The organism is Cellulosimicrobium sp. 4261, from assembly GCF_040546915.1.
Taxonomy (GTDB): domain Bacteria; phylum Actinomycetota; class Actinomycetes; order Actinomycetales; family Cellulomonadaceae; genus Cellulosimicrobium; species Cellulosimicrobium cinnabarinum.
Window position 1 is genome coordinate 55,783 of the sequence record NZ_JBEPOQ010000012.1, and the last position, 18,853, is coordinate 74,635.

General features: G+C 73.2%; 16 protein-coding genes and 2 tRNA genes. 11 read left to right on the plus strand and 7 right to left on the minus strand.

Annotated elements, in window-relative coordinates:
- Positions 1–68 precede the first annotated feature (68 nt).
- The 5 genes from gyrA to ABIE39_RS14600 all read left to right on the plus strand — a co-directional run bounded on the left by gyrA (position 69) and on the right by ABIE39_RS14600 (position 4,238).
- The gene (gene gyrA, locus ABIE39_RS14580) at positions 69–2,768 is read left to right on the plus strand and encodes a DNA gyrase subunit A (RefSeq protein ID WP_175009417.1); all 2,700 of its coding nucleotides are present in this window, start codon (positions 69–71) and stop codon (positions 2,766–2,768) included.
- Entirely contained in the window at positions 2,765–3,775 is a 1,011-nt protein-coding gene (locus tag ABIE39_RS14585) for a DUF3566 domain-containing protein (RefSeq protein WP_255437306.1), read from the plus strand. The genes gyrA and ABIE39_RS14585 overlap by 4 nt, the downstream gene beginning before the upstream one ends.
- 128 nt (positions 3,776–3,903) lie before the next feature.
- Positions 3,904–3,977, plus strand: a tRNA-Ile gene (locus tag ABIE39_RS14590).
- A 27-nt stretch (positions 3,978–4,004) separates the two neighbouring features.
- Positions 4,005–4,124 (plus strand): DLW-39 family protein, encoded by a 120-nt coding sequence (locus ABIE39_RS14595; protein WP_021483216.1) that lies wholly within the window; start codon positions 4,005–4,007, stop codon positions 4,122–4,124.
- Positions 4,125–4,162: 38 nt separating this feature from the next.
- Positions 4,163–4,238 (plus strand) — tRNA-Ala (locus tag ABIE39_RS14600).
- A 209-nt stretch (positions 4,239–4,447) separates the two neighbouring features.
- On the opposite strand, the gene ABIE39_RS14605 is transcribed toward ABIE39_RS14600, so the two are convergent.
- The gene (locus tag ABIE39_RS14605) at positions 4,448–5,614 is read right to left on the minus strand and encodes a hypothetical protein (protein ID WP_175009416.1); all 1,167 of its coding nucleotides are present in this window, start codon (positions 5,612–5,614) and stop codon (positions 4,448–4,450) included.
- A 140-nt stretch (positions 5,615–5,754) separates the two neighbouring features.
- Between ABIE39_RS14605 and ABIE39_RS14610 the strand changes: the two genes are divergently transcribed.
- Positions 5,755–6,294 (plus strand): peptidylprolyl isomerase, encoded by a 540-nt coding sequence (locus ABIE39_RS14610; protein ID WP_175009415.1) that lies wholly within the window; start codon positions 5,755–5,757, stop codon positions 6,292–6,294.
- Positions 6,295–6,401: 107 nt separating this feature from the next.
- Positions 6,402–7,211 (plus strand): rhomboid family intramembrane serine protease, encoded by an 810-nt coding sequence (locus ABIE39_RS14615; RefSeq protein WP_354052317.1) that lies wholly within the window; start codon positions 6,402–6,404, stop codon positions 7,209–7,211.
- Positions 7,212–7,318: 107 nt separating this feature from the next.
- Here the strand turns inward: ABIE39_RS14615 and ABIE39_RS14620 are convergent, their stop codons facing one another.
- The gene (locus ABIE39_RS14620; protein ID WP_074804014.1) at positions 7,319–7,570 is read right to left on the minus strand and encodes a cell division protein CrgA; all 252 of its coding nucleotides are present in this window, start codon (positions 7,568–7,570) and stop codon (positions 7,319–7,321) included.
- 333 nt (positions 7,571–7,903) lie between these two features.
- Here ABIE39_RS14620 and ABIE39_RS14625 point away from each other — a divergent pair, with 333 nt between their 5' ends.
- The 4 genes from ABIE39_RS14625 to ABIE39_RS14640 are packed head-to-tail and all read left to right on the plus strand — an operon-like array spanning position 7,904 to position 10,330.
- Positions 7,904–8,704, plus strand: coding sequence for a DUF881 domain-containing protein (locus ABIE39_RS14625; RefSeq protein WP_354052319.1), 801 nt, complete (start codon positions 7,904–7,906; stop codon positions 8,702–8,704).
- On the plus strand, positions 8,701–9,480 hold the full coding sequence (locus tag ABIE39_RS14630; protein ID WP_175009414.1) for a class E sortase: 780 nt from the start codon (positions 8,701–8,703) through the stop codon (positions 9,478–9,480). The genes ABIE39_RS14625 and ABIE39_RS14630 overlap by 4 nt, the downstream gene beginning before the upstream one ends.
- Positions 9,480–9,674 carry a hypothetical protein gene (locus tag ABIE39_RS14635; RefSeq protein ID WP_175009413.1) on the plus strand — a complete coding sequence of 65 codons (195 nt, stop codon included), beginning with the start codon at positions 9,480–9,482 and terminating at the stop codon, positions 9,672–9,674. The genes ABIE39_RS14630 and ABIE39_RS14635 overlap by 1 nt, the downstream gene beginning before the upstream one ends.
- On the plus strand, positions 9,671–10,330 hold the full coding sequence (locus tag ABIE39_RS14640; protein WP_354052321.1) for an aminodeoxychorismate/anthranilate synthase component II: 660 nt from the start codon (positions 9,671–9,673) through the stop codon (positions 10,328–10,330). Before ABIE39_RS14635 ends, ABIE39_RS14640 begins: the two co-directional genes overlap by 4 nt.
- 117 nt (positions 10,331–10,447) lie before the next feature.
- Here ABIE39_RS14640 and pknB read toward each other — a convergent pair whose 3' ends face one another.
- The 5 genes from pknB to ABIE39_RS14665 all read right to left on the minus strand — a co-directional run bounded on the left by pknB (position 10,448) and on the right by ABIE39_RS14665 (position 18,852).
- Entirely contained in the window at positions 10,448–12,526 is a 2,079-nt protein-coding gene (gene pknB, locus ABIE39_RS14645) for a Stk1 family PASTA domain-containing Ser/Thr kinase (protein ID WP_354052322.1), read from the minus strand.
- Positions 12,527–12,636: 110 nt separating this feature from the next.
- Positions 12,637–14,331, minus strand: coding sequence for a serine/threonine-protein kinase (locus ABIE39_RS14650; RefSeq protein WP_354052324.1), 1,695 nt, complete (start codon positions 14,329–14,331; stop codon positions 12,637–12,639).
- Positions 14,328–15,794: a peptidoglycan D,D-transpeptidase FtsI family protein gene (locus ABIE39_RS14655; protein WP_074804024.1), complete on the minus strand. Its 1,467-nt coding sequence runs from the start codon at positions 15,792–15,794 to the stop codon at positions 14,328–14,330. Before ABIE39_RS14655 ends, ABIE39_RS14650 begins: the two co-directional genes overlap by 4 nt.
- Positions 15,791–17,425: an FtsW/RodA/SpoVE family cell cycle protein gene (locus ABIE39_RS14660; protein WP_354052327.1), complete on the minus strand. Its 1,635-nt coding sequence runs from the start codon at positions 17,423–17,425 to the stop codon at positions 15,791–15,793. The genes ABIE39_RS14655 and ABIE39_RS14660 overlap by 4 nt, the downstream gene beginning before the upstream one ends.
- Positions 17,425–18,852 (minus strand): Stp1/IreP family PP2C-type Ser/Thr phosphatase, encoded by a 1,428-nt coding sequence (locus ABIE39_RS14665; protein ID WP_108050900.1) that lies wholly within the window; start codon positions 18,850–18,852, stop codon positions 17,425–17,427. The genes ABIE39_RS14660 and ABIE39_RS14665 overlap by 1 nt, the downstream gene beginning before the upstream one ends.
- Position 18,853: the final 1 nt, after the last annotated feature.

Sequence of the window (18,853 nt, forward strand, 5' to 3'; positions counted from 1 at the left end):
CCTCCCGGGCGGGTCCGGAGGGCTTCCAGGTCGACGACGCACGCAGAGACGAACGAACGAGGTAGACCGTGACGGACGAGCAGAACCCCGAGAACGAGCCCACGGCTCCCGGCGACGGGTCCGAGGAGACCGTGCACGCCGACGGGTCGGCGGTCGCGGTGCACCACGGGCGCATCGAGCAGGTGGACCTGCAGCTCGAGATGCAGCGGTCGTACCTCGACTACGCGATGAGCGTCATCGTGGGCCGTGCGCTCCCCGACGTGCGCGACGGCCTCAAGCCCGTGCACCGGCGCGTGCTGTACGCGATGTACGACGGCGGGTACCGCCCGGACCGCTCGTACTCGAAGTGCTCGCGCGTCGTCGGCGACGTGATGGGCAAGTTCCACCCGCACGGCGACAGCGCGATCTACGACGCGCTGGTGCGCCTCGTGCAGGACTGGTCGCTGCGCTACCCGCTCGTCGCCGGGCAGGGGAACTTCGGCTCCCCCGGCAACGACCCGGCGGCCGCCCCGCGGTACACCGAGTGCCGCATGGCCCCGATCGCCATGGAGATGGTCCGGGACATCGACAAGGACACCGTCGACTTCCAGGACAACTACGACGGCCGCACCCAGGAGCCGTCGGTCCTGCCCGCGCGGTTCCCGAACCTGCTGGTCAACGGCTCGGCGGGCATCGCCGTCGGCATGGCGACCAACATCCCGCCGCACAACCTCCGCGAGGTCGCGGCGGGCGTGCAGTGGCACCTCGACCACCCGGACGCCTCGCGCGAGGAGCTCCTCGCGGCGCTGCTCCAGCGCATCAAGGGCCCGGACTTCCCCACGGGCGCCACGATCCTCGGCCACAAGGGGATCGAGGAGGCGTACCGCACGGGTCGCGGCTCGATCACCATGCGCGCCGTCGTGAACGTGGAGGAGATCCAGGGCCGCGTGTGCCTGGTCGTCACGGAGCTCCCCTACCAGGTGAACCCGGACAACCTGGCCGCGAAGATCGCGGACCTCGTCAAGGAAGGCCGCGTCCAGGGGATCGCGGACATCCGCGACGAGACGTCGGGCCGCACGGGCCAGCGCCTCGTCGTCGTCCTCAAGCGCGACGCCGTGGCGAAGGTCGTCCTCAACAACCTGTACAAGCACACCCAGCTCCAGGACACGTTCGGCGCGAACATGCTGGCGCTCGTCGACGGGGTGCCGCGCACGCTGAGCCTCGACGCGTTCGTCCGGCACTGGACGACGCACCAGCTCGACGTCGTCGTGCGCCGCACGCGGTACCTGCTGGCGGAGGCCGAGCGCAGCATCCACATCCTGCGCGGGTACCTCAAGGCGCTCGACGCGCTCGACGAGGTCATCGCGCTGATCCGGCGCTCGCCCGACGTCGAGGAGGCCCGCACGGGCCTCATGGAGCTGCTGGGCGTCGACGAGGTCCAGGCGACCGCGATCCTCAACCTCCAGCTGCGCCGTCTGGCGGCCCTGGAGCGGCAGAAGATCCTCGACGACCACGACGCGCTCGAGCGCCAGATCCTCGACTACCAGGACATCCTGGCCAAGCCGGAGCGGCAGCGGTCGATCGTCGGCGACGAGATGGGCGAGATCGTCGCGAAGTACGGCGACGAGCGTCGGACGACGATCCTCCCGTTCGACGGCGAGGTCTCCATCGAGGACCTCATCGCCGAGGAGGAGATGGTCGTCACCATCACGCGTGGCGGGTACGTGAAGCGGACGCGCAGCGACAGCTACCGCGCCCAGAAGCGCGGCGGCAAGGGCGTGCGCGGCACCCAGCTGCGCGAGGACGACATCGTCGACCACTTCTTCGTGACGACGACGCACCACTGGCTGCTGTTCTTCACGAACCTCGGCCGCGTCTACCGCGCGAAGGCGTACGAGCTCCCCGAGGGCGGGCGCGACGCCAAGGGTCAGCACGTGGCGAACCTGCTGGCGTTCCAGCCGGGCGAGAAGATCGCGCAGGTCCTCGACCTGCGCGACTACGACGCGGCGCAGTACCTGGTGCTCGCGACGCGTCGCGGCCTCGTGAAGAAGACGCGGCTGTCGGAGTACGACTCGCCGCGCTCGGGCGGCCTCATCGCGATCAACCTGCGCGAGGACGAGTCCGGCACGCCCGACGAGCTCGTCGCGGCGCTCCTCGTGGACGCCGACGACGACCTCATCCTCGTGTCACGCAAGGGCCAGTCCATCCGCTTCCCCGCCGACGACGACACGATGCGGCCGCTGGGCCGCGCGACGTCGGGCGTCACGGGCATGAAGTTCCGCGACGGCGACGAGCTGCTCTCGGCCGACGTGGTCGAGGAGGGCTCCGACCTCTTCGTCGTGACGGAGGGCGGGTTCGCGAAGCGCACGCGGATCGACGAGTACCGCGTCCAGGGCCGCGGCGGTCTGGGCATCAAGGTCGCCAACCTGGTGGAGGCTCGTGGAGATCTCGTGGGGGCTCTGGTGACGGAGGCCGACGACGAGGTGCTGGTCATCATGGAACGCGGGAAGATCGTGCGGTCCGCGGTCGGCGAGGTGAACCTCACCGGTCGGAACACGCAGGGGGTGACGTTCGCGAAGCCCGACAAGGGCGACCGCATCATCGCGGTCGCGCGGAACGTCGAGCGTCGCCTCGGAGAGGATCGGGATACCGTGGAGGGCGAGGACGGGACCGGCACGGCCCCGGGCGTCACCGACACGAGCAGCGCACCGACCACCGACGCGCCCGCCTCGTCCGACGGGGCGGGCGGGACCGACCCGGCCCCCGGAACCACCGAGGAAACCAGATGAGCAGCGAGAACAACGCACCGCCGACCATCACGCCGCGGCTGACCGTGCCGCGACCGGACACGGACGCGGCCCGCTCCGGGGGCACGTCCCCGAGCCGGCACGGCGAGGCGGACGGCACGTCGTCGAACGGCTCGTCGAAGGGTTCGACGAAGGGTGCGTCCCAGGGCTCCTCGGCACCGGCGACCCCGCGTGACGGGGCCGCGGCCGCGGTCCCGCCGCCTCCCCCGCCTCCGCCGGGCCCGTCGGCCCAGGCTGCGCCCGCGCAGGGCACGGTGGACGACGACGGCATGGAGCGCGCGTCGGGCGAGAGCCGTGTCGCGGTCGCCCGGGCCGGGGCCGTGAAGGCGGCGGCCGCGGCGATCGCGGCGGCGAAGACGGCCGCGAAGAAGGTGTCGGCGGCGGTCCCCGCCGCGCCCGCAGAGACGGAGCCCGAGCGTGGGCACGACGAGATCGACGACGAGACGGTGAGGCGCGTGCCCACGACCACCTCGGCCCCCACGAGCGCGGCGACCGCCGGCGCTCCCGCCGGGGCCTCCATGCACTACTCCGCCGCCGGGGTGACGGGCACGGCGAGCCCGCTCACCGGCGCCACGCCGGCCGTGGGGACCGCGACGGGCGCGACCCCGGCCGTCCGGCCCGACGGCGGCCCGCGCCGCGTGCGGCTCGCGGTCTCGCGCATCGACCCGTGGTCCGCGATGAAGCTCGGCTTCCTCCTCGCGGTCGCGATCGGGATCATGACCGTCGTCGCGACCGCCGTCGTCTGGTACGTGCTCGACGGCATGCAGGTCTTCTTCAAGATCGAGGAGCTGTTCACGCAGATCGTCGGCACGGAGACGGACGTCGACATCCGCCAGTACGTCGCGTTCGGCCGCGTGATCTCGATCGCCACGCTGCTCGGCGTCGTGAACGTCGTGATCATCACGGCGCTCTCGACGATCATGGCGTTCCTCTACAACATCGTCGCGGCGCTCGTGGGTGGCGTGCACCTCACGCTCACCGACGACTGACCACGCACCGGCTCCCCGACCGGGAGGCACGGGCCCCTCGGTTTGGGTCTGCGGCTCCCGGTGGGGTAACCTCAATCGCTGCCTGCGAGCGGAGCAGCCCTCCTGGGGCTGTCCGGCGAGGCGCGTTCGGGCCTATAGCTCAGACGGTTAGAGCGCTTCCCTGATAAGGAAGAGGTCAGAGGTTCAAGTCCTCTTAGGCCCACTGCCAACCCACTCGAGGGGGAACACCATGAAGAAGCTTCTGCTCCTGCTCCTCGCCGCCGGCGCCGGGTACCTCGTGTGGCGCAAGTACACGGAGGACAACGCCGAGCGCGACCTCTGGGCAGAGGTCACCGACACCTTCGAGTGAGCACCTCTCGCTGCTGACCGGCCCCGGCCGCGTCACCCGGGGCCATGGCGCAATTGGTAGCGCACCTGCTTTGCAAGCAGGGGGTTGGGGGTTCGAGTCCCCCTGGCTCCACCATCGTCACGACCACCAAGACCCCGTCCGGCTGCGGACGGGGTCTCCGTGCGTCCGACGTCGGCGTACCCGGCGCCGCGGGCCGCGGCCGCGTCCCACGGCCGCGTCCGCGTGCTCGCGAGGTCTTTGCCCGGAGGGACGACGAGGGGCCCGTCCCTGCCGGGACGGGCCCCTCGGTCGTCTGTCACCGTCCGGGGACGGCGGGTGGAGGGTCAGGCGTCGTCGGCCTTCTTCGCGGCGTCCTCGGCTGCCGACTCGGCGGCCTCGCGCGCCTTCTTGCCGGCGTCGCCCAGGTCGTCCTTGGCGTCCGCCGCGGCGTCCTTGACGTCCTCCGCCGTGTCCTTCACCGCGTCCTTCGCGCCGGCAGCGCCGCCGCGGGTGGTGCTGCGGGCCCGGCTCGTCGCCTTCTTCGCCGCGTCCTTCGCGTCCGAGACGGCCTCGGTGACGCGGTCCGTGACGTCGTCGCGGACCTCGGCGGCACGCTCGGCCAGCTTGTCGGTGGCCTCGCGGCCCTTGGCGACGGCGGCGCCCGCCGCCTCGCCGAGCGACTCGGCCGCGTCCCCGACGGCGTGCTTGGCGTCGCCGACGACGTCGTCGAAGTGGACCTGCTGCTGCTCCTGCTCCCACGGCTCGGCCCAGGGGTCGGTCGTCGGCTGCGCGCGGCGGTAGAGGACGTAGCCGACGCCCGCGGCGGTGACGCCACCGGCGATCCACCAGAGCGTGCGGCCCTTGCCCTTCGAGGAGTCGGCCTCGGCGGCCTTCGCGGCTGCCTTGTCCGCCGCCGCGGCGAGCTTGGCGGCCGCCTTCTCCGCGGTCTTGTCGGCGTGCTTCGCGGCCTTCTTGCCGGCCTTGCCGGCCGACTTCTGCGCCTGCTTCGCGGCCTCCGTCGTGGCCTTCTTGGCCTGCTTCGCGAGCTTGCGCGCCTTCTTGCCCGACGCCGCGGCGGCCGCGGCAGTCGCGGCGGCGGTCGCCTCGGCGGCGTTGTCCGCGGCACGCTGGGCGGAGTCCGCCGCGCTGGCCGCTGCGGCGTTGAAGCTGGCGACGATCTTCGGCAGCACGTCCTCCACGAGGCGGTCGTGCGCGGTGTCGATCGCCGGCGCGGCCTTGGTCGCGGCCTTCTCGACGCGCGGCGCGGCGGCCTGGATGCTGTCCTGCCAGGCCTTCTCGACGCGCGGCTGGAGCCACTCGAGGAACGCCTCCACCTTGGGCGTGCCCCACTCCTTGGCGTGCACCGCGGCGTCCTTGGCCTGGTCCGCGAGCTGGGTCGCGGCGCTCTGCGCCGTCGCGGCGGCCTGCGCGGCCTGTTCCTTCAGCTTCTCGGTGTCGATCGACTCGAGCGTGTCCTTGACGGAGTCGCTCGCTGAGCGAGAACGGGTCATGCGTGCTCCCCGGGGTCGTCGTCCGACGGGACGAATGTGCGGATGCGATGCGTTTCCGCCCACTCTGCCACCACCCCGGCCACGCCGCGAGACATCGCCCCGGACGGGTCGGGCGCGGGTCTCGTGGGAAGATGGTGCCCATGTTCGCAACCCTCCACACGACCGCAGGTGACATCCGGATCGAGCTCCTGCCGAACCACGCCCCGAAGACGGTGGCGAACTTCGTCGGGCTCGCCCAGGGCACCCAGACGTGGTCCGACCCCCGCACCGGCGCCGAGCGCACCGAGCCGTTCTACGACGGCCTGATCTTCCACCGCGTGATCCAGGACTTCATGATCCAGGGCGGCTGCCCGCTCGGGACGGGCACCGGCGGCCCGGGCTACACGTTCAACGACGAGATCCACCCCGAGCTCCAGTTCGACCGCCCGTACCTGCTGGCGATGGCGAACGCGGGCGTGCGCCGCAACCCGGTGACGGGCGAGGCCGAGGGCACCAACGGGTCGCAGTTCTTCATCTCGACGGTCCCCACGCCGTGGCTCAACGGCAAGCACACGATCTTCGGCGAGGTCGCGGACGACGAGTCCCGCGCCGTCGTCGACGCGATCAACGCGACGCCCACGCGTCCGGGCGACCGCCCGCAGGAGGACATCGTCATCACGTCCGTCACCATCGAGGACTGACCATCTCGACGACACCTCCCGGGCCACCCGGCCCGCCGGCGTACGGGACGGCCGGACCGCACGACGGTCCCGCCGTCCCGCCGGTGTGCCCGCGGCACCCCGACCGCGTGTCGTACGTGCGCTGCCAGCGCTGCGGGCGCCCGGCATGCCCCGAGTGCCAGCGCCCCGCGGCGGTCGGCGTCCAGTGCGTGGACTGCGTGCGGGAGGCCGCCCGTCAGGCGCCCACGGCGCGCACCGCGCTGGGCGGGAAGGTGCGGGGCGGCCCGCCCGTCGTGACGTTCACGATCATCGGGCTGTGCGTCGTGAGCTGGCTGCTCCAGCTCGTCACGGGCGGCACGTGGACGAACATGCTCGCGTTCGCGCCGTGGGTCGGCGAGCTGCAGCCCTACCGCTTCCTGACGGCGGCGTTCCTGCACTCGACGAGCCCCGTGCACATCCTCTTCAACATGTACGCCCTGTGGATCACGGGCCCGTTCCTCGAGCAGCAGCTCGGACGGCTGCGCTTCACGGCGCTCTACCTGCTCTCCGCCCTCGGGGGCTCCGTCGGGTACCTGCTCCTCGCGGGAGGCCCGACGTCGGAGGCCTGGTACCAGCCCGTCGTCGGCGCCTCGGGCGCGGTGTTCGGGCTCTTCGGGGCGATCCTGCTCGTCCTGCGCCGGACGGGCCGCAACGCGATGCAGATCGTCGTGCTCATCGGCATCAACTTCGCGATCGGGCTGTTCTTCCCCGGGATCGCGTGGCAGGCGCACCTGGGCGGTCTCGTGGTGGGCCTCGCCCTCGGCGCGGCCTACGCGTACGCGCCGCGGGAGCGCCGCACCCTGGTGTCCGTGGGCGCGACGGTCGTGGTCGTCGCGGCGCTGGTCGCCGCCTCCTGGCTCACCTACGCGGCGGCGGACCAGTTCGGCCACGTCGCCTGACCGGGCCCGCCGCGAGAGTTATCCCCAGAGTTACTCACAGGTGTGGAACTACACCGGTGTGAGGCCCGACGTCGCCGGGCGGGGCCGAGGCCCTGCCCGGCGCGCGGCTACTTCCAGCGCGTCGTGAGCGCGAACCCGGCGATGATGAAGGCGAAGCCCACCCCGAGGTTCCACGCGCCGAGGGGCGGGACGGGGAGCTGCTTCGGACCGCTGAGGTAGAACAGCACGATCCAGGCGAGCCCGACGAGCATGAGCCCGAGCATCGTGGGCACGAGCCAGCGCGGGTTGCCCGACTCGGGCTTCGGCACGCTCGGCGGACGCTGCGGCTTGGGCTTCTTGCGCGACTTCGACTCGGGCACGAGGGTGGGCTCCTGTCCTGGTGGGGCTCGCTGCGCCGACGCCGGGACGCACCGCGGGAGCGGACGCCTGCCGTCGTCGTGCAGGAACCGTGCATGGGTCGGGCGAAGGTCGTCGACGCGCCGCGAGACTCTGCCGGAGCACGGGTCCGTCACGATCGTGGACGACGTTCGTCGACTAGCGTAGTGGGCGCACACAATAGGCGCGGACACCGCGCGCGGAGGACGTGCCGCGAGGTGAGCCGCGCACGACCTCGAGCACCACACAGCCCACGACGCAGACGCACGACGCAGACCGGTCGACGACCGCGTCCGCCCCAGGAAGGAGACGGTCGCGTGAGCACCACGGACCCCGCCGCCGCGGGCCCGGACGATCCCGCCGACGTGCCGTCGTCGGGCCCGGGCGGTACGCCGCGCGCGCGCCGCGTGCGGTCCGCCGTGACGGTCGCGCTCGTCCTCGCGCTCGCGGGGCTCATGTTCACGGCCAACGCCCGGCTCGCGCGCGGCGACGAGTCGCGCCACCCGGAGAACCTCGCGCAGCTCGTCGACCGCGAGTCCGACCGCGTGGCCGACCTCGCGACCCAGGTCGACGCCCTGACGGCCGAGGTCGCGGACCTGTCGCGGTCCGAGGACGCGCCCACCGGCGTCGACCCCGACCTCGCGGCGCGGACGGCCGTCTCCGCCGGCACGACGCCGGTCCGGGGCGCCGGCGTGTCCGTCTCGCTCGACGACGCGCCCCCGGACGGCAGCTACCCCGCGGGGATCCGCCCCGACGACCTCGTCGTGCACCAGCAGGACATCCAGTCGGTCGTCAACGCGCTGTGGGCGGGCGGTGCCGAGGCGATGACGCTCCAGGGGCAGCGCGTCACGGCGACGTCGGCGTTCCGCTGCGCGGGCAACATCCTGCTCCTGCACGGGCGCGTCTACTCCCCGCCCTACGTCGTCGAGGCCGTGGGCGACCCCGAGGCGCTGCGCGACGCGCTCGACCGCTCGCCGGGCGTCCAGGTGTACAAGGAGTACGTCGACGCGGTGAACCTCGGCTGGTCCGTCGAGGACGAGGACGACATCGAGATGCCGGGCTACCAGGGCGCGCTCGAGCTCCGCTACGCGCGCCCGTCCGACGCGGTGGCGTCGTGACCGCGACGAGCCCCGCACCGGCCCGGCACGCCGGGCAGCGCGGCTCGAGCCGTGGTCCGGTGTCCGCGGTCGTCGGGGTGCTCGGCGAGCTGCTCATCACGCTGGGGATCCTGCTCGGCCTGTACGTCGTCTGGCAGCTCTGGTGGACGGACGTCCAGGCCGACCGGGTCCAGGCGCAGGTGCTCGAGGAGATCCAGGCGCCGACCCCGGACGCCGCGGACGTCGGCACGACGATCCTGCGCGACGACCCGCCCGTGCCCGCCGCGCCGGCGCTCGGCGAGGTGTGGGGCACCCTCTACGTGCCGCGGTGGGACGGCAAGATGATGCCGATCGCGGAGGGCACCGACAAGCGGTCGATCCTCGACCGGGCCATGGCCGGGCACTACCCCGAGACGGTCATGCCCGGCGGCGTCGGGAACTTCTCCCTGGCCGGGCACCGGCAGACGTACGGCAAGATCTTCCACGACGTCGAGGAGCTCGAGATCGGCGACCCGATCGTCGTCGAGGCCGACGGCACTTGGTACGTCTACCGCGTCGACCACATGCAGGCCGTGAAGCCCGACCAGGTCGAGGCGATCGCTCCCGTCCCGTGGCAGCCCGGCGTCGAGCCCACCGAGCGGTACCTCACGCTGACGACGTGCCACCCGATCGGCCTCAACTCGCTCGTCGCGCGGTACATCGTCAACGCGAAGTTCGACTACTGGATGCCCGTCGAGGACGGCACGCCGCCGGAGCTCGTCGGCCAGACCGCTCCCGCCGCCGAAGGAGGCTCGTGATGTACGGGGCGCTGTGGCGCGTGCTGCCCGGCCCGGCGTGGCTGCGGGTGCTGATCCTGCTCGTCCTCGCGGCCGCCGTCGTGCTCGCGTGCTTCGAGTGGCTGTTCCCGCTCGTGTCCGAGTACATGCCGTTCAACGACCCCAACATCCAGACCGACGCCGCCGGCGCAGCGTCCGTGGAGGCCACGCGATGACCCACCCGACCCGCATCCTCGTCGTGGACAACTACGACTCGTTCGTCTACACGATCGTCGGCTACCTCGACCAGCTGGGCGCGCAGACCGTCGTCGTGCGCAACGACGCGGTGCCGGAGCCGGACGCCGACGGCCGGTTCCGCGACGCCGACGGCACGGTGTTCGACGGCGTCCTCGTCTCCCCCGGGCCCGGCACGCCGAAGGAGGCAGGGCAGAGCGAGCAGGTCATCCGGACGTGCGCCGCGTCGCGCACGCCGATGCTCGGGGTCTGCCTCGGCCACCAGGCCCTCGCCGAGGTGTACGGCGCGACGGTCACCCACGCGCCCGAGCTCATGCACGGCAAGACGAGCCTCGTGGAGCACGAGGGCGAGGGCGTGCTCGCGGGCCTCCCCCTGCCCTTCACCGCGACGCGGTACCACTCGCTCGCCGTCGTGAGCGACACCGTGCCCGCCGAGCTCGAGGTGACGGCGACGACCGCCGGGGGCGTCATCATGGGCCTCCAGCACAAGGAGCTGCCGCTGCACGGCGTCCAGTTCCACCCGGAGTCGGTGCTCACCGAGGGCGGCCACCGCCTGCTCGCGAACTGGCTCGAGGCGTGCGGCCTCGAGGGAGCCGTCGAGCGCTCCGCGGGCATGGCCCCGCTCGTGCGCCAGTAGCGAGCACGGCGCAGCGCCGACCCCCGCCGCCACCTCTCGGCTCCTCCGCACGACGACGGGCCCTCACCTCCACGGAGGTGAGGGCCCGTCGTCGTGAGATGGCCCGGGGGCGGAGGCTCAGCCCCCGCTATCTCCGCCGTTGCCCCCGCCGTTCCCGTTGCCCCCGCCGTTGTTCCCTCCGCCGTTCTCGCCGCCACCGGTCGACGGTCCGGGGCCGGTGGAGACGATGAGCCGCACCTCTGAGCCGACCTCGAGCTCGGTCCCGCCCCGCGGGTCGGACCCGATGACCGTGCCCGCCGGCCACTGCTCGGACTCCTGCGTGATGCGGTTGCCGCTCGGGTTGAGGCCGGCGCCGTTGAGCGCCTCGATGGCCTGCTCCTCGGTCATGCCGGCGAGGTTCGTCGGCACCGTCGTCGTCTCCGCCGCGCGCGGGATGGCGACCTTGAGGGTCACGGTCGACCCCTGCGGGACGCTGCCCGCGTTGGGCTGCTGCGAGAGGACCTGGTTCTCCGGCTCGTCGGACTCCTCCTCGCTGCGGTCGACCTTGAGGCCGAGTGCCTCGACGGTCGACTTCGCGGCGTCGAACTGCTGGCCCGTGACGTCCGGAAGGGCGACGAGGCCGCTCGACACGTAGAGGTTGACAGTCGAGCCCGCGGGCACGGACTGCCCGGCGCCGGGGTCGGTCTTCGTCACCGAGCCCTTCGGGACGTCCGGGGAGTCCTCGGTGTTGACGTCGCCGACGTTGAGCCCGGCGTCGGCGAGATACTGCCGGGCCTCCTCCTGCGTCTTGCCCTTGAGGTCCTGGATCGTGACGGCGTCAGGCCCGGTCGAGAACCAGACGTCGACCGAGGTGCCCGGGTCGACCTGGGCGTCCCCGGCGGGGCTCTGGCGGATGAACTCGCCTTCCGGGACGTCGGAGTTCTCCTCGAGGAGCGGGTTGAACTCGAGGTCCAGGCCGTCGAAGAGCGCGGCGGCCTCCTCCTGGGTCATGCCCGCCTGGACCGTCGGCACGGTGACGAGCTCCGGCTCGGCGTCCTTGTTCTGGTTGATGAGCAGCATCGTGACGATCGCCGCGATGGCGAGGACGCCGACCGCGATGAGCGCCCACATGAGGCCCTTGCGGCTCTTGGGCTGCTCCTCGTCCTCGCCGGGAGGCTGCTCCCCCGGCGGGACGGCGGGCGCCGCGCTGGTCGCCCAGGGGTTCGCCGCCGCGGCGGCCGGGGTCATGACCTGCGTCGCGGACTCGACCATCGTCGGTTGGAGGTCGGCGGCCGCGGCGGCGGCACCGAGGCCTGCGGCGGCGGCCGCGACCCCGAGCGCGGGGGCCGTGATGGACCCGCCCCGCACCGCGTTCTCGAGGTCGGCCCGGAACTCGGCTGCGCTCGAGTACCGCGCGGTGCGGTCCTTGGCGAGCGCCTTGAGCGTGATGCGGTCGAGCACCTCGGGCACGTCGGGAGCGATCGCGCTCGGCGTGGCGGGCGCCTCGCGCACGTGCTGGTAGGCGACCGCGACGGGCGAGTCGCCGATGAACGGCGGGCGCCCCGTGAGCAGCTCGTAGAGCAGGCAGCCGGTCGAGTACAGGTCGGAGCGCGCGTCGACCGTCTCGCCGCGCGCCTGCTCCGGGGAGAGGTACTGGGCGGTGCCGATGACGGCCTGCGTCTGCGTCATGGTGGCTGCGGAGTCGGCCACCGCGCGGGCGATGCCGAAGTCCATGACCTTCACGGCGCCGGTCGGCGTGATCATGACGTTGGCGGGCTTGATGTCGCGGTGGACGATCCCGGCGTGGTGCGAGTACTCGAGCGCCGCCAGGACGCCCGCGGTGATCTCCACGGCCTCGTCGATGGGCACGGCCTGGCCGTCGCGCAGGATGTCCCGCACGGTGTGGCCCTCGACGTACTCCATGACGATGAACGGGACGTGCACCGAGTTCCCGGTGGCGTCCTCGTGCACGTCCTCGCCCGTGTCGTAGACCGCGACGATGGCCGGGTGGTTCAGCGACGCCGCCGCCTGCGCCTCGCGCCGGAAGCGTGCGAGGAACGACGGGTCGCGCGCGAGGTCGGAGCGCAGGATCTTGATCGCGACGGTACGACCGAGGCGGTTGTCGTGGCCGATGTGCACCTCGGCCATGCCACCACGGCCGATGAGCTCACCGACCTGGTAGCGCCCGGCAAGCACTCGGGGAGCGTTGTCCACCACTCATTCGTCCTTCGGTGTCGTCGGAGCCGCGGGCGCGTCCGCCCGTGGCACAGCTGGCGCAATCATCCCACCCGGGGCCCTGCGGTCACGCAGGGAACAGCACGATGTCGTCACGATGTCACCCGTCCGGGGAGCCTCTCGGCGTCGGACGCGACGACCTCGACGGAGGTCTCCGCGCCCCGCACGGGGGCGGCGTCGCCGCCGTCGCCGTCCCGGTCCCCGAGCGTGGCGATCGTCGCGATCACCAGCACGAGCAGGAGACCCAGGAGGGCGACGAGGGGCCAGGTCAGGCCGTTGGGCAGGCCACCCAGGCGGCGGCCCGTCGTGGTCGACGTGCGGCGTCCCGCGGAGCGTGAGGGTACGGGTGCCGACTGCGACTGACGGCGCGCCTCGGCGCGGGTCGCGGGGGCGACGGGCTCGGCGTGCGTCGGGCTCGCCGGACGCCCGGGCGCACCGGCAGGGCGTGTGCCCGCGCGGGTGGGCTGCGGTCGTCGTGAGGAGCGCGTCGGGCCGTGCATCTCGCGACGCGGCGGGTACGACCGCGGAGCCCCCGGGTCGTCCGCCGGGGCGGCGGGGACGGGGCGTTCCCACGGGAGGGCGGGGCCGGGTGCGGCGTCGTCCGGGGCGGGCGGTGCCGGGGGGACGGGCTCGGCGGTCGCCGGGACCGTCCCGCCGTGCCGGCCGAGCGGCCGGACGTGGGTCGCGTCGTCGTCGGGCGGCCCGGGCGGGGTGCCGGCCGACGGCGGCACGTCCGCCGTCTCCCCCGCCGACGCGGCGTGCGCGGCGCGGCGCGGCGCGGGGGCGACCCACGGGCTCGTCGGGTCGGGCGCGTGCGGGTCGCGCACCGCGGCCGGGATGACGAGCGGGGTGATGACGGGTGCCGGGTCCGGCTCGGGCGCGGGGACGTCGTCGGCGGTGGTGCGGGCCCGGCGCGCGCGTCGCGTCGGGGCGGGCGCCCCTGTGCGGGCGGACCAGGGGTCGCTCGCGAGGCGCGCGCCGATGCCCTCGAAGACGCGCGCGAGCGCGTCGGCCGGGTGAGGCCGCGCCAGCGGGTCCTTGGCGAGCATGACCATGACGAGCTCGCCGAGCTCCGGGTCGACCGACGTGGGCAGCGGCGGCACCGGCTCGTTGACGTGCGCGACCGCGATGTCGACCGGCGTGGACCCCGTGAACGGCCGGTTCCCCGCGATCGACTCGTACGCGACGATGCCGAGCGCGTAGATGTCCGAGGCCCCGGTCGCGGCCTGGCCGACCGCCTGCTCGGGCGACAGGTACTGGGCCGTGCCCATGACCATGCCCGTCGCCGTCATCGGGACCTGGTTGGCCGCGAGGGAGACCCCGAAGTCGGTGATCTTCACCGTGCCGGAGCGGTCGATGAGGATGTTGCCCGGCTTGACGTCCCGGTGCACGACGCCGGACAGGTGGGCGGCGTGCAGCGCGCGGGCGGTCTGCGCGAGGATCGGGAGGAGCCGCGCGGGCGGGAGCACCGGCTCGCGCTCCAGCAGGTCCGCCATGGGCTCGCCCACGACGAGCTCCATGACGAGGTACCCGGAGCCGTTGGTCTCGCCGTAGTCGTACATCTGCGCGATGTTGGGGTGCGAGAGCGCCGCGCTGTTGCGGGCCTCGGTGCGCAGGCGGTTGAGGAAGTCCTCGTTGCCCGCGTACTCGCTCCGCAGGACCTTGACCGCGACCTCGCGGCCGAGCGCGTCGTCGGCCGCGACCCACACCTCGCCCATGCCGCCGACGGCGATGCGCCGCACCAGGCGGTAGCGGTTGCCGAGCGTCAGCCCCCGGACCGGCTTCATCCGTTCAACACCGCCTCCATGACGGCGCGGGCGATCGGCGCGGCGATCGCGCCGCCCGTCGCCTCGTTGCCCATCGAGCCGCCGTTCTCGACGATGACCGCGACCGCGACCTGGGGGTCGTCGGCGGGGGCGAAGCTCGTGAACCACGCGTGCGGAGCGGCCTCGCCGCCCGTCTCGGCGGTGCCCGTCTTGCCCGCGACCTGCACGCCCGGGATCTGCGCCGACTTGCCGGAGCCGTTCTGCACGACGCCCACCATCATCTGGGTGAGCTGCTCCGCCGTCGACGGGGAGACCGAGGTGCGCAGACGGCGCGGCTCCGACTGCCGGACGACGTCGAGGTCGGGGTTGCGGATCGTCTCCACCGTGTACGGGGCCATCTGCACGCCGTCGTTCGCGATCGCGGCGGCGACCATCGCCATCTGGAGCGGCGTGACCTTGACCTCGCCCTGGCCGATGCCGGCGCGCGCGATCCCGGCGGCGTCCGCGCCCGGCGTGCCCTCGGCGGGGAAGCGGCTCGGCGTGACGTCCATGGGGATCTCGAGCGAGGCGTCGAAGCCGAAGTCCTCGGCCTGGTCGCGCATCGCGTCCTCGCCGAGGGTCATGGCGAGGTCGCCGAACGCGGTGTTGCACGAGATGCGCAGCGCGTCCGCGAGGGTCATCTCGCCCGTGGGCGAGCAGCGCGTGCCGCCGAAGTTCTTCATCGTCTGGGTCGACTGGGGGTACGGCAGCTCGTCCGGCGCCGGGATCACGGTCTCGGCCGTGTACTGCCCGCTCTCGAGCGCCGCGGCCGAGGTGACGATCTTGAACGTCGAGCCCGGCGGGTACGTGTTGCCGCGGATGGCCCGGTTCGACATCGGGTTGCCCTCGGCGTTGAGCAGCTCCTGGTAGCGCTGGCGCGCGAGGGCGGTGTCGTGCGTCGCGAGCTCGTTCGGGTCGTAGCTGGGCTTGGACACGAGCGCGAGGACGCGGCCCGTCTTCGGCTCGATCGCGACGACGGCGCCGCGCTGGTCGCCCAGCGCGTCCCACGCGGCCTGCTGGGCCGCCGGGTCGATCGTCAGCTCGACGGACGCGCCCTGCGGCTGCTGCCCGGTGAAGAGCGCGCTCAGGCGGTCGAGCCACAGCGAGCTCGCCTCGCCGTTGAGGTAGTCGTTCTCCTTGTCCTCGATCTCCGTGCGCCCGTTGGTGAGCGACAGGAAGCCGGAGACGGGCGCGTAGAGCGGGCCGTTCGAGTACTGGCGCTGGAAGCCGAACGCGTCGTCCACCGGGGTCGAGGACGCGATGGCGTCGCCCGCGACGACGATCGGGCCGCGGAACTTGTTGTACTCGCGGTAGATGGTGCGGGCGTTGCGCGAGTCGTTGTTGAGCGAGTCGGCCTGGACGAACTGGATGTACGTCGTCGACACCATGAGCGCGAGGAACATCACGAGGACGACGGTCGCGACGCGACGCAGGGGGACGTTCACCGGGCTCCTCCCCAGGGGTCGCGGTCGGTCTCGGTGGCGGCGTCCGGCCGGCGGACGACCTCCGTGCGCAGGTCGTCGGGGTGGTCGGGGACCTCCCCGGTGCGGCCGACCGCGGGCTGGACGCCCGTCGTCGCGCGCGTGGGGCCCGTGGCGGGACCGGGGACGGTGGGCGCGCCGACCGTGGTGGGTGCGTCGTCGGGCAGGGCGCCCACGGCCGCGCCGCCGCCCGCGACCGGGTCCGAGTCGGTGCGGCTGCGCGCGCCGCCGGGCGCGACCTGCCCGCGCACGGGCAGGGAGGAGGGGCGGCGCGCGTCGTCGGAGATGCGCAGCAGCAGCCCGACGACGAGCCAGTTCGCGAGGAGCGACGACCCGCCCTGGGCGACGAACGGCATGGTCAGGCCGGTGAGCGGGATGATCCGCGTGATCCCGCCGACCACGACGAAGAGCTGCCACGCCATGACGAACGCGAGCCCGCCCGCGAGCAGCTTGCCGAACCCGTCGCGCACGCCGATCGCGGTGCGCAGGCCGCGCTCCACGAGGACGAGGTAGGCGAGCAGGATGCCGATGAGGCCCGTGAGCCCGAGCTCCTCGCCGAGCGACGCATAGATGAAGTCGGAGAACGCGTACGGGACCGTGCGCGGGTAGCCGGCGCCCCAGCCCGTGCCGAAGAGCCCGCCGTTGCCGAGCGAGAACAGGCCGCCCACGAGCTGGCCCGAGCCACCCGGGCTGCGGCCGAAGATCTCCGGGTCGAACGGGTGCAGCCACACGTCGACGCGCGCCTGCACGTGCCCGAACGTCGAGGCTGCCAGCACCGCGCCGACCGCGATGAGGAGCAGACCGATGACGACCCAGCTCACGCGCTCGGTCGCGATGTAGAGCATCGCGACGAACAGGCCGAAGAACAGGAGCGAGGTCCCGAGGTCGCGCTCGAACACGAGGATCGCGAGCGAGACGAGCCAGACGATGATGATCGGCCCGAGATCGCGCAGGCGCGGGAGCTGGAGGCCGAGCACGCGGGGGCCGGCGAGCGCGAGCGTGTCGCGGTTCGTCACGAGGTACCCCGCGAAGAAGATCGCGAACGCGACCTTGGCGAACTCGGCCGGCTGGAGCGAGAAGCCGAACAGGTTGATCCAGATCTGGGCGCCGTTGATGCGGGTGCCCAGGCCCGGGACGAGCGGCAGCGCGACGAGCACGATGCCCGCGATCATCGCGGTGTACGTGTAGCGGCGCAGGGTGCGGTGGTCGCGCAGGAACCAGACGAGGGCGAACGCGCAGAGGATGCCGAGCGCCGTCCACTGGAGCTGGCGCGGCGCGAGGTCCTGGGTGCCGCCCGTGACCTGCGAGCCCAGGTCGAGGCGGAAGATCATGGCGAGGCCGATGCCGTTGAGCGCGACGGCGATCGGCAGGATCACCGGGTCCGCGTACGGCGCCTTGAAGCGCAGCAGCACGTGCGCGGCGCCCGCGAGCACCACCGTCCCGATGCTGTACACGTAGAAGCGGCCCGGGAGCTCGCCCGTGAGCTGCAGACCCACGAGCGCGTACGCCCCGATGCCCAGCGCGAGCGCGAGGACGAGCAGACCGAGCTCCGCACCCCGGCCGGGGCGCACCTCGGTGGTCTCCACCGTGGCCATCAGGCCCCCGAGCCGGCGCCGTCGGCGGGCGCCGGGGTCACGCTCGGCGCGTCGGCCTCCGGGGTCCCCGTCGCCGCGCCGTCCGTGGTCCCGTCCGGCGTGTCGGTCGAGCCGTCGGTCGCGGGGGTCTCGGTGGTGTCCTCCGCGGCCTCGGCGACCAGCCGCTCCGCGCGGGCGCGGGCGTCCTCGAGCGACTCCGCGGGGATCGTGGTCTCCAGGCGGTCGACGACGTAGCCCGGCAGGTCGTCGACGCGCGTGCCCGTGAGCTCGATCGGGGTCGACAGCGTGACCGGGCCCGCGTTCTCGGGGATGCCGCGGAACACCGCGACCTGGCCGTCGGCGACGCCCACGTAGTACTGCGACTGCGTCCAGCGGTACCCCGCCCAGCCGGCGGCACCCAGGCCCGCGACCACGAGCAGGATCGCGACCACGGTGATCCAGCGCCGGGGGGCGCGACCGGGGCGCACGTCGTCCTCGTCGTCGCCGGAGCCCTCGACGGCGGTCCGGGCCTCCGCACCGTCCTCGTCCGGCGCGTCGGCGTCCGGCTCCTCGGTCGGTGCGGTCGCCTTGGTGCTCGCCATGAGCGCGGCCGCGCGGGCCGCCGGGCCGTCCGCTGCCGACGTCGGGGCGTCGCGGTCGATCGCCGCGGACCCCACGACCTGCGCGCCCGTGCCGGGCGCCCCGCCGTCGGGCAGGGCGTCGACGTCCACGACGTCCGCGACGACGACCGTCACGTTGTCCGTGCTGCCCGCGCGCAGCGCGAGCTGGAGCAGGTGGTCGGCGCACGCGTCGACGTCGTCCGTCTCGGTGAGCGTCTGCGCGATGGTCTCCTGGCTGACGAAGCCCGAGAGGCCGTCCGAGCACAGGAGCCACCGGTCGCCCGGCTTCGCCTCGCGGACGGACATGTCCGGCGTGAGGTCGATGTCGAAATCGCCCAGCACGCGCATGACGACGTTGCGCTGGGGGTGGGTCTCCGCCTCGTCCGCCGAGATGCGCCCCGTGTCGACGAGGTGCTGCACGAACGTGTGGTCCGTCGTGACCTGGTTCAGCTCGCCGTCGCGCAGCAGGTAGGCGCGCGAGTCGCCGAGGTGCGCCATGGCGAGCTTGTTGCCCGCGCGCAGGATCGCGGTGACGGTCGTGCCCATGCCGACCAGCTCCGGGTCGGTCACGCTGCGGTCCACGAGGTCCTGACGGGCGTGGTCGATCGAGCGCTCGAGCTCGGCCAGCGCGTCGTCCGGGCCGTGCGACTCGCCGTCGAGCGGCGCGAGCGCGGCGATCGCGATGGAGGAGGCGACGTCGCCCCCCGCGTGGCCGCCCATGCCGTCCGCGACGACGAGCAGGTGCGGGCCCGCGTAGCCGGAGTCCTGGTTGTTGGAGCGCACGAGCCCGACGTCGGAGCGCGCGGCGTAGCGCAGGGCGATGTTCACT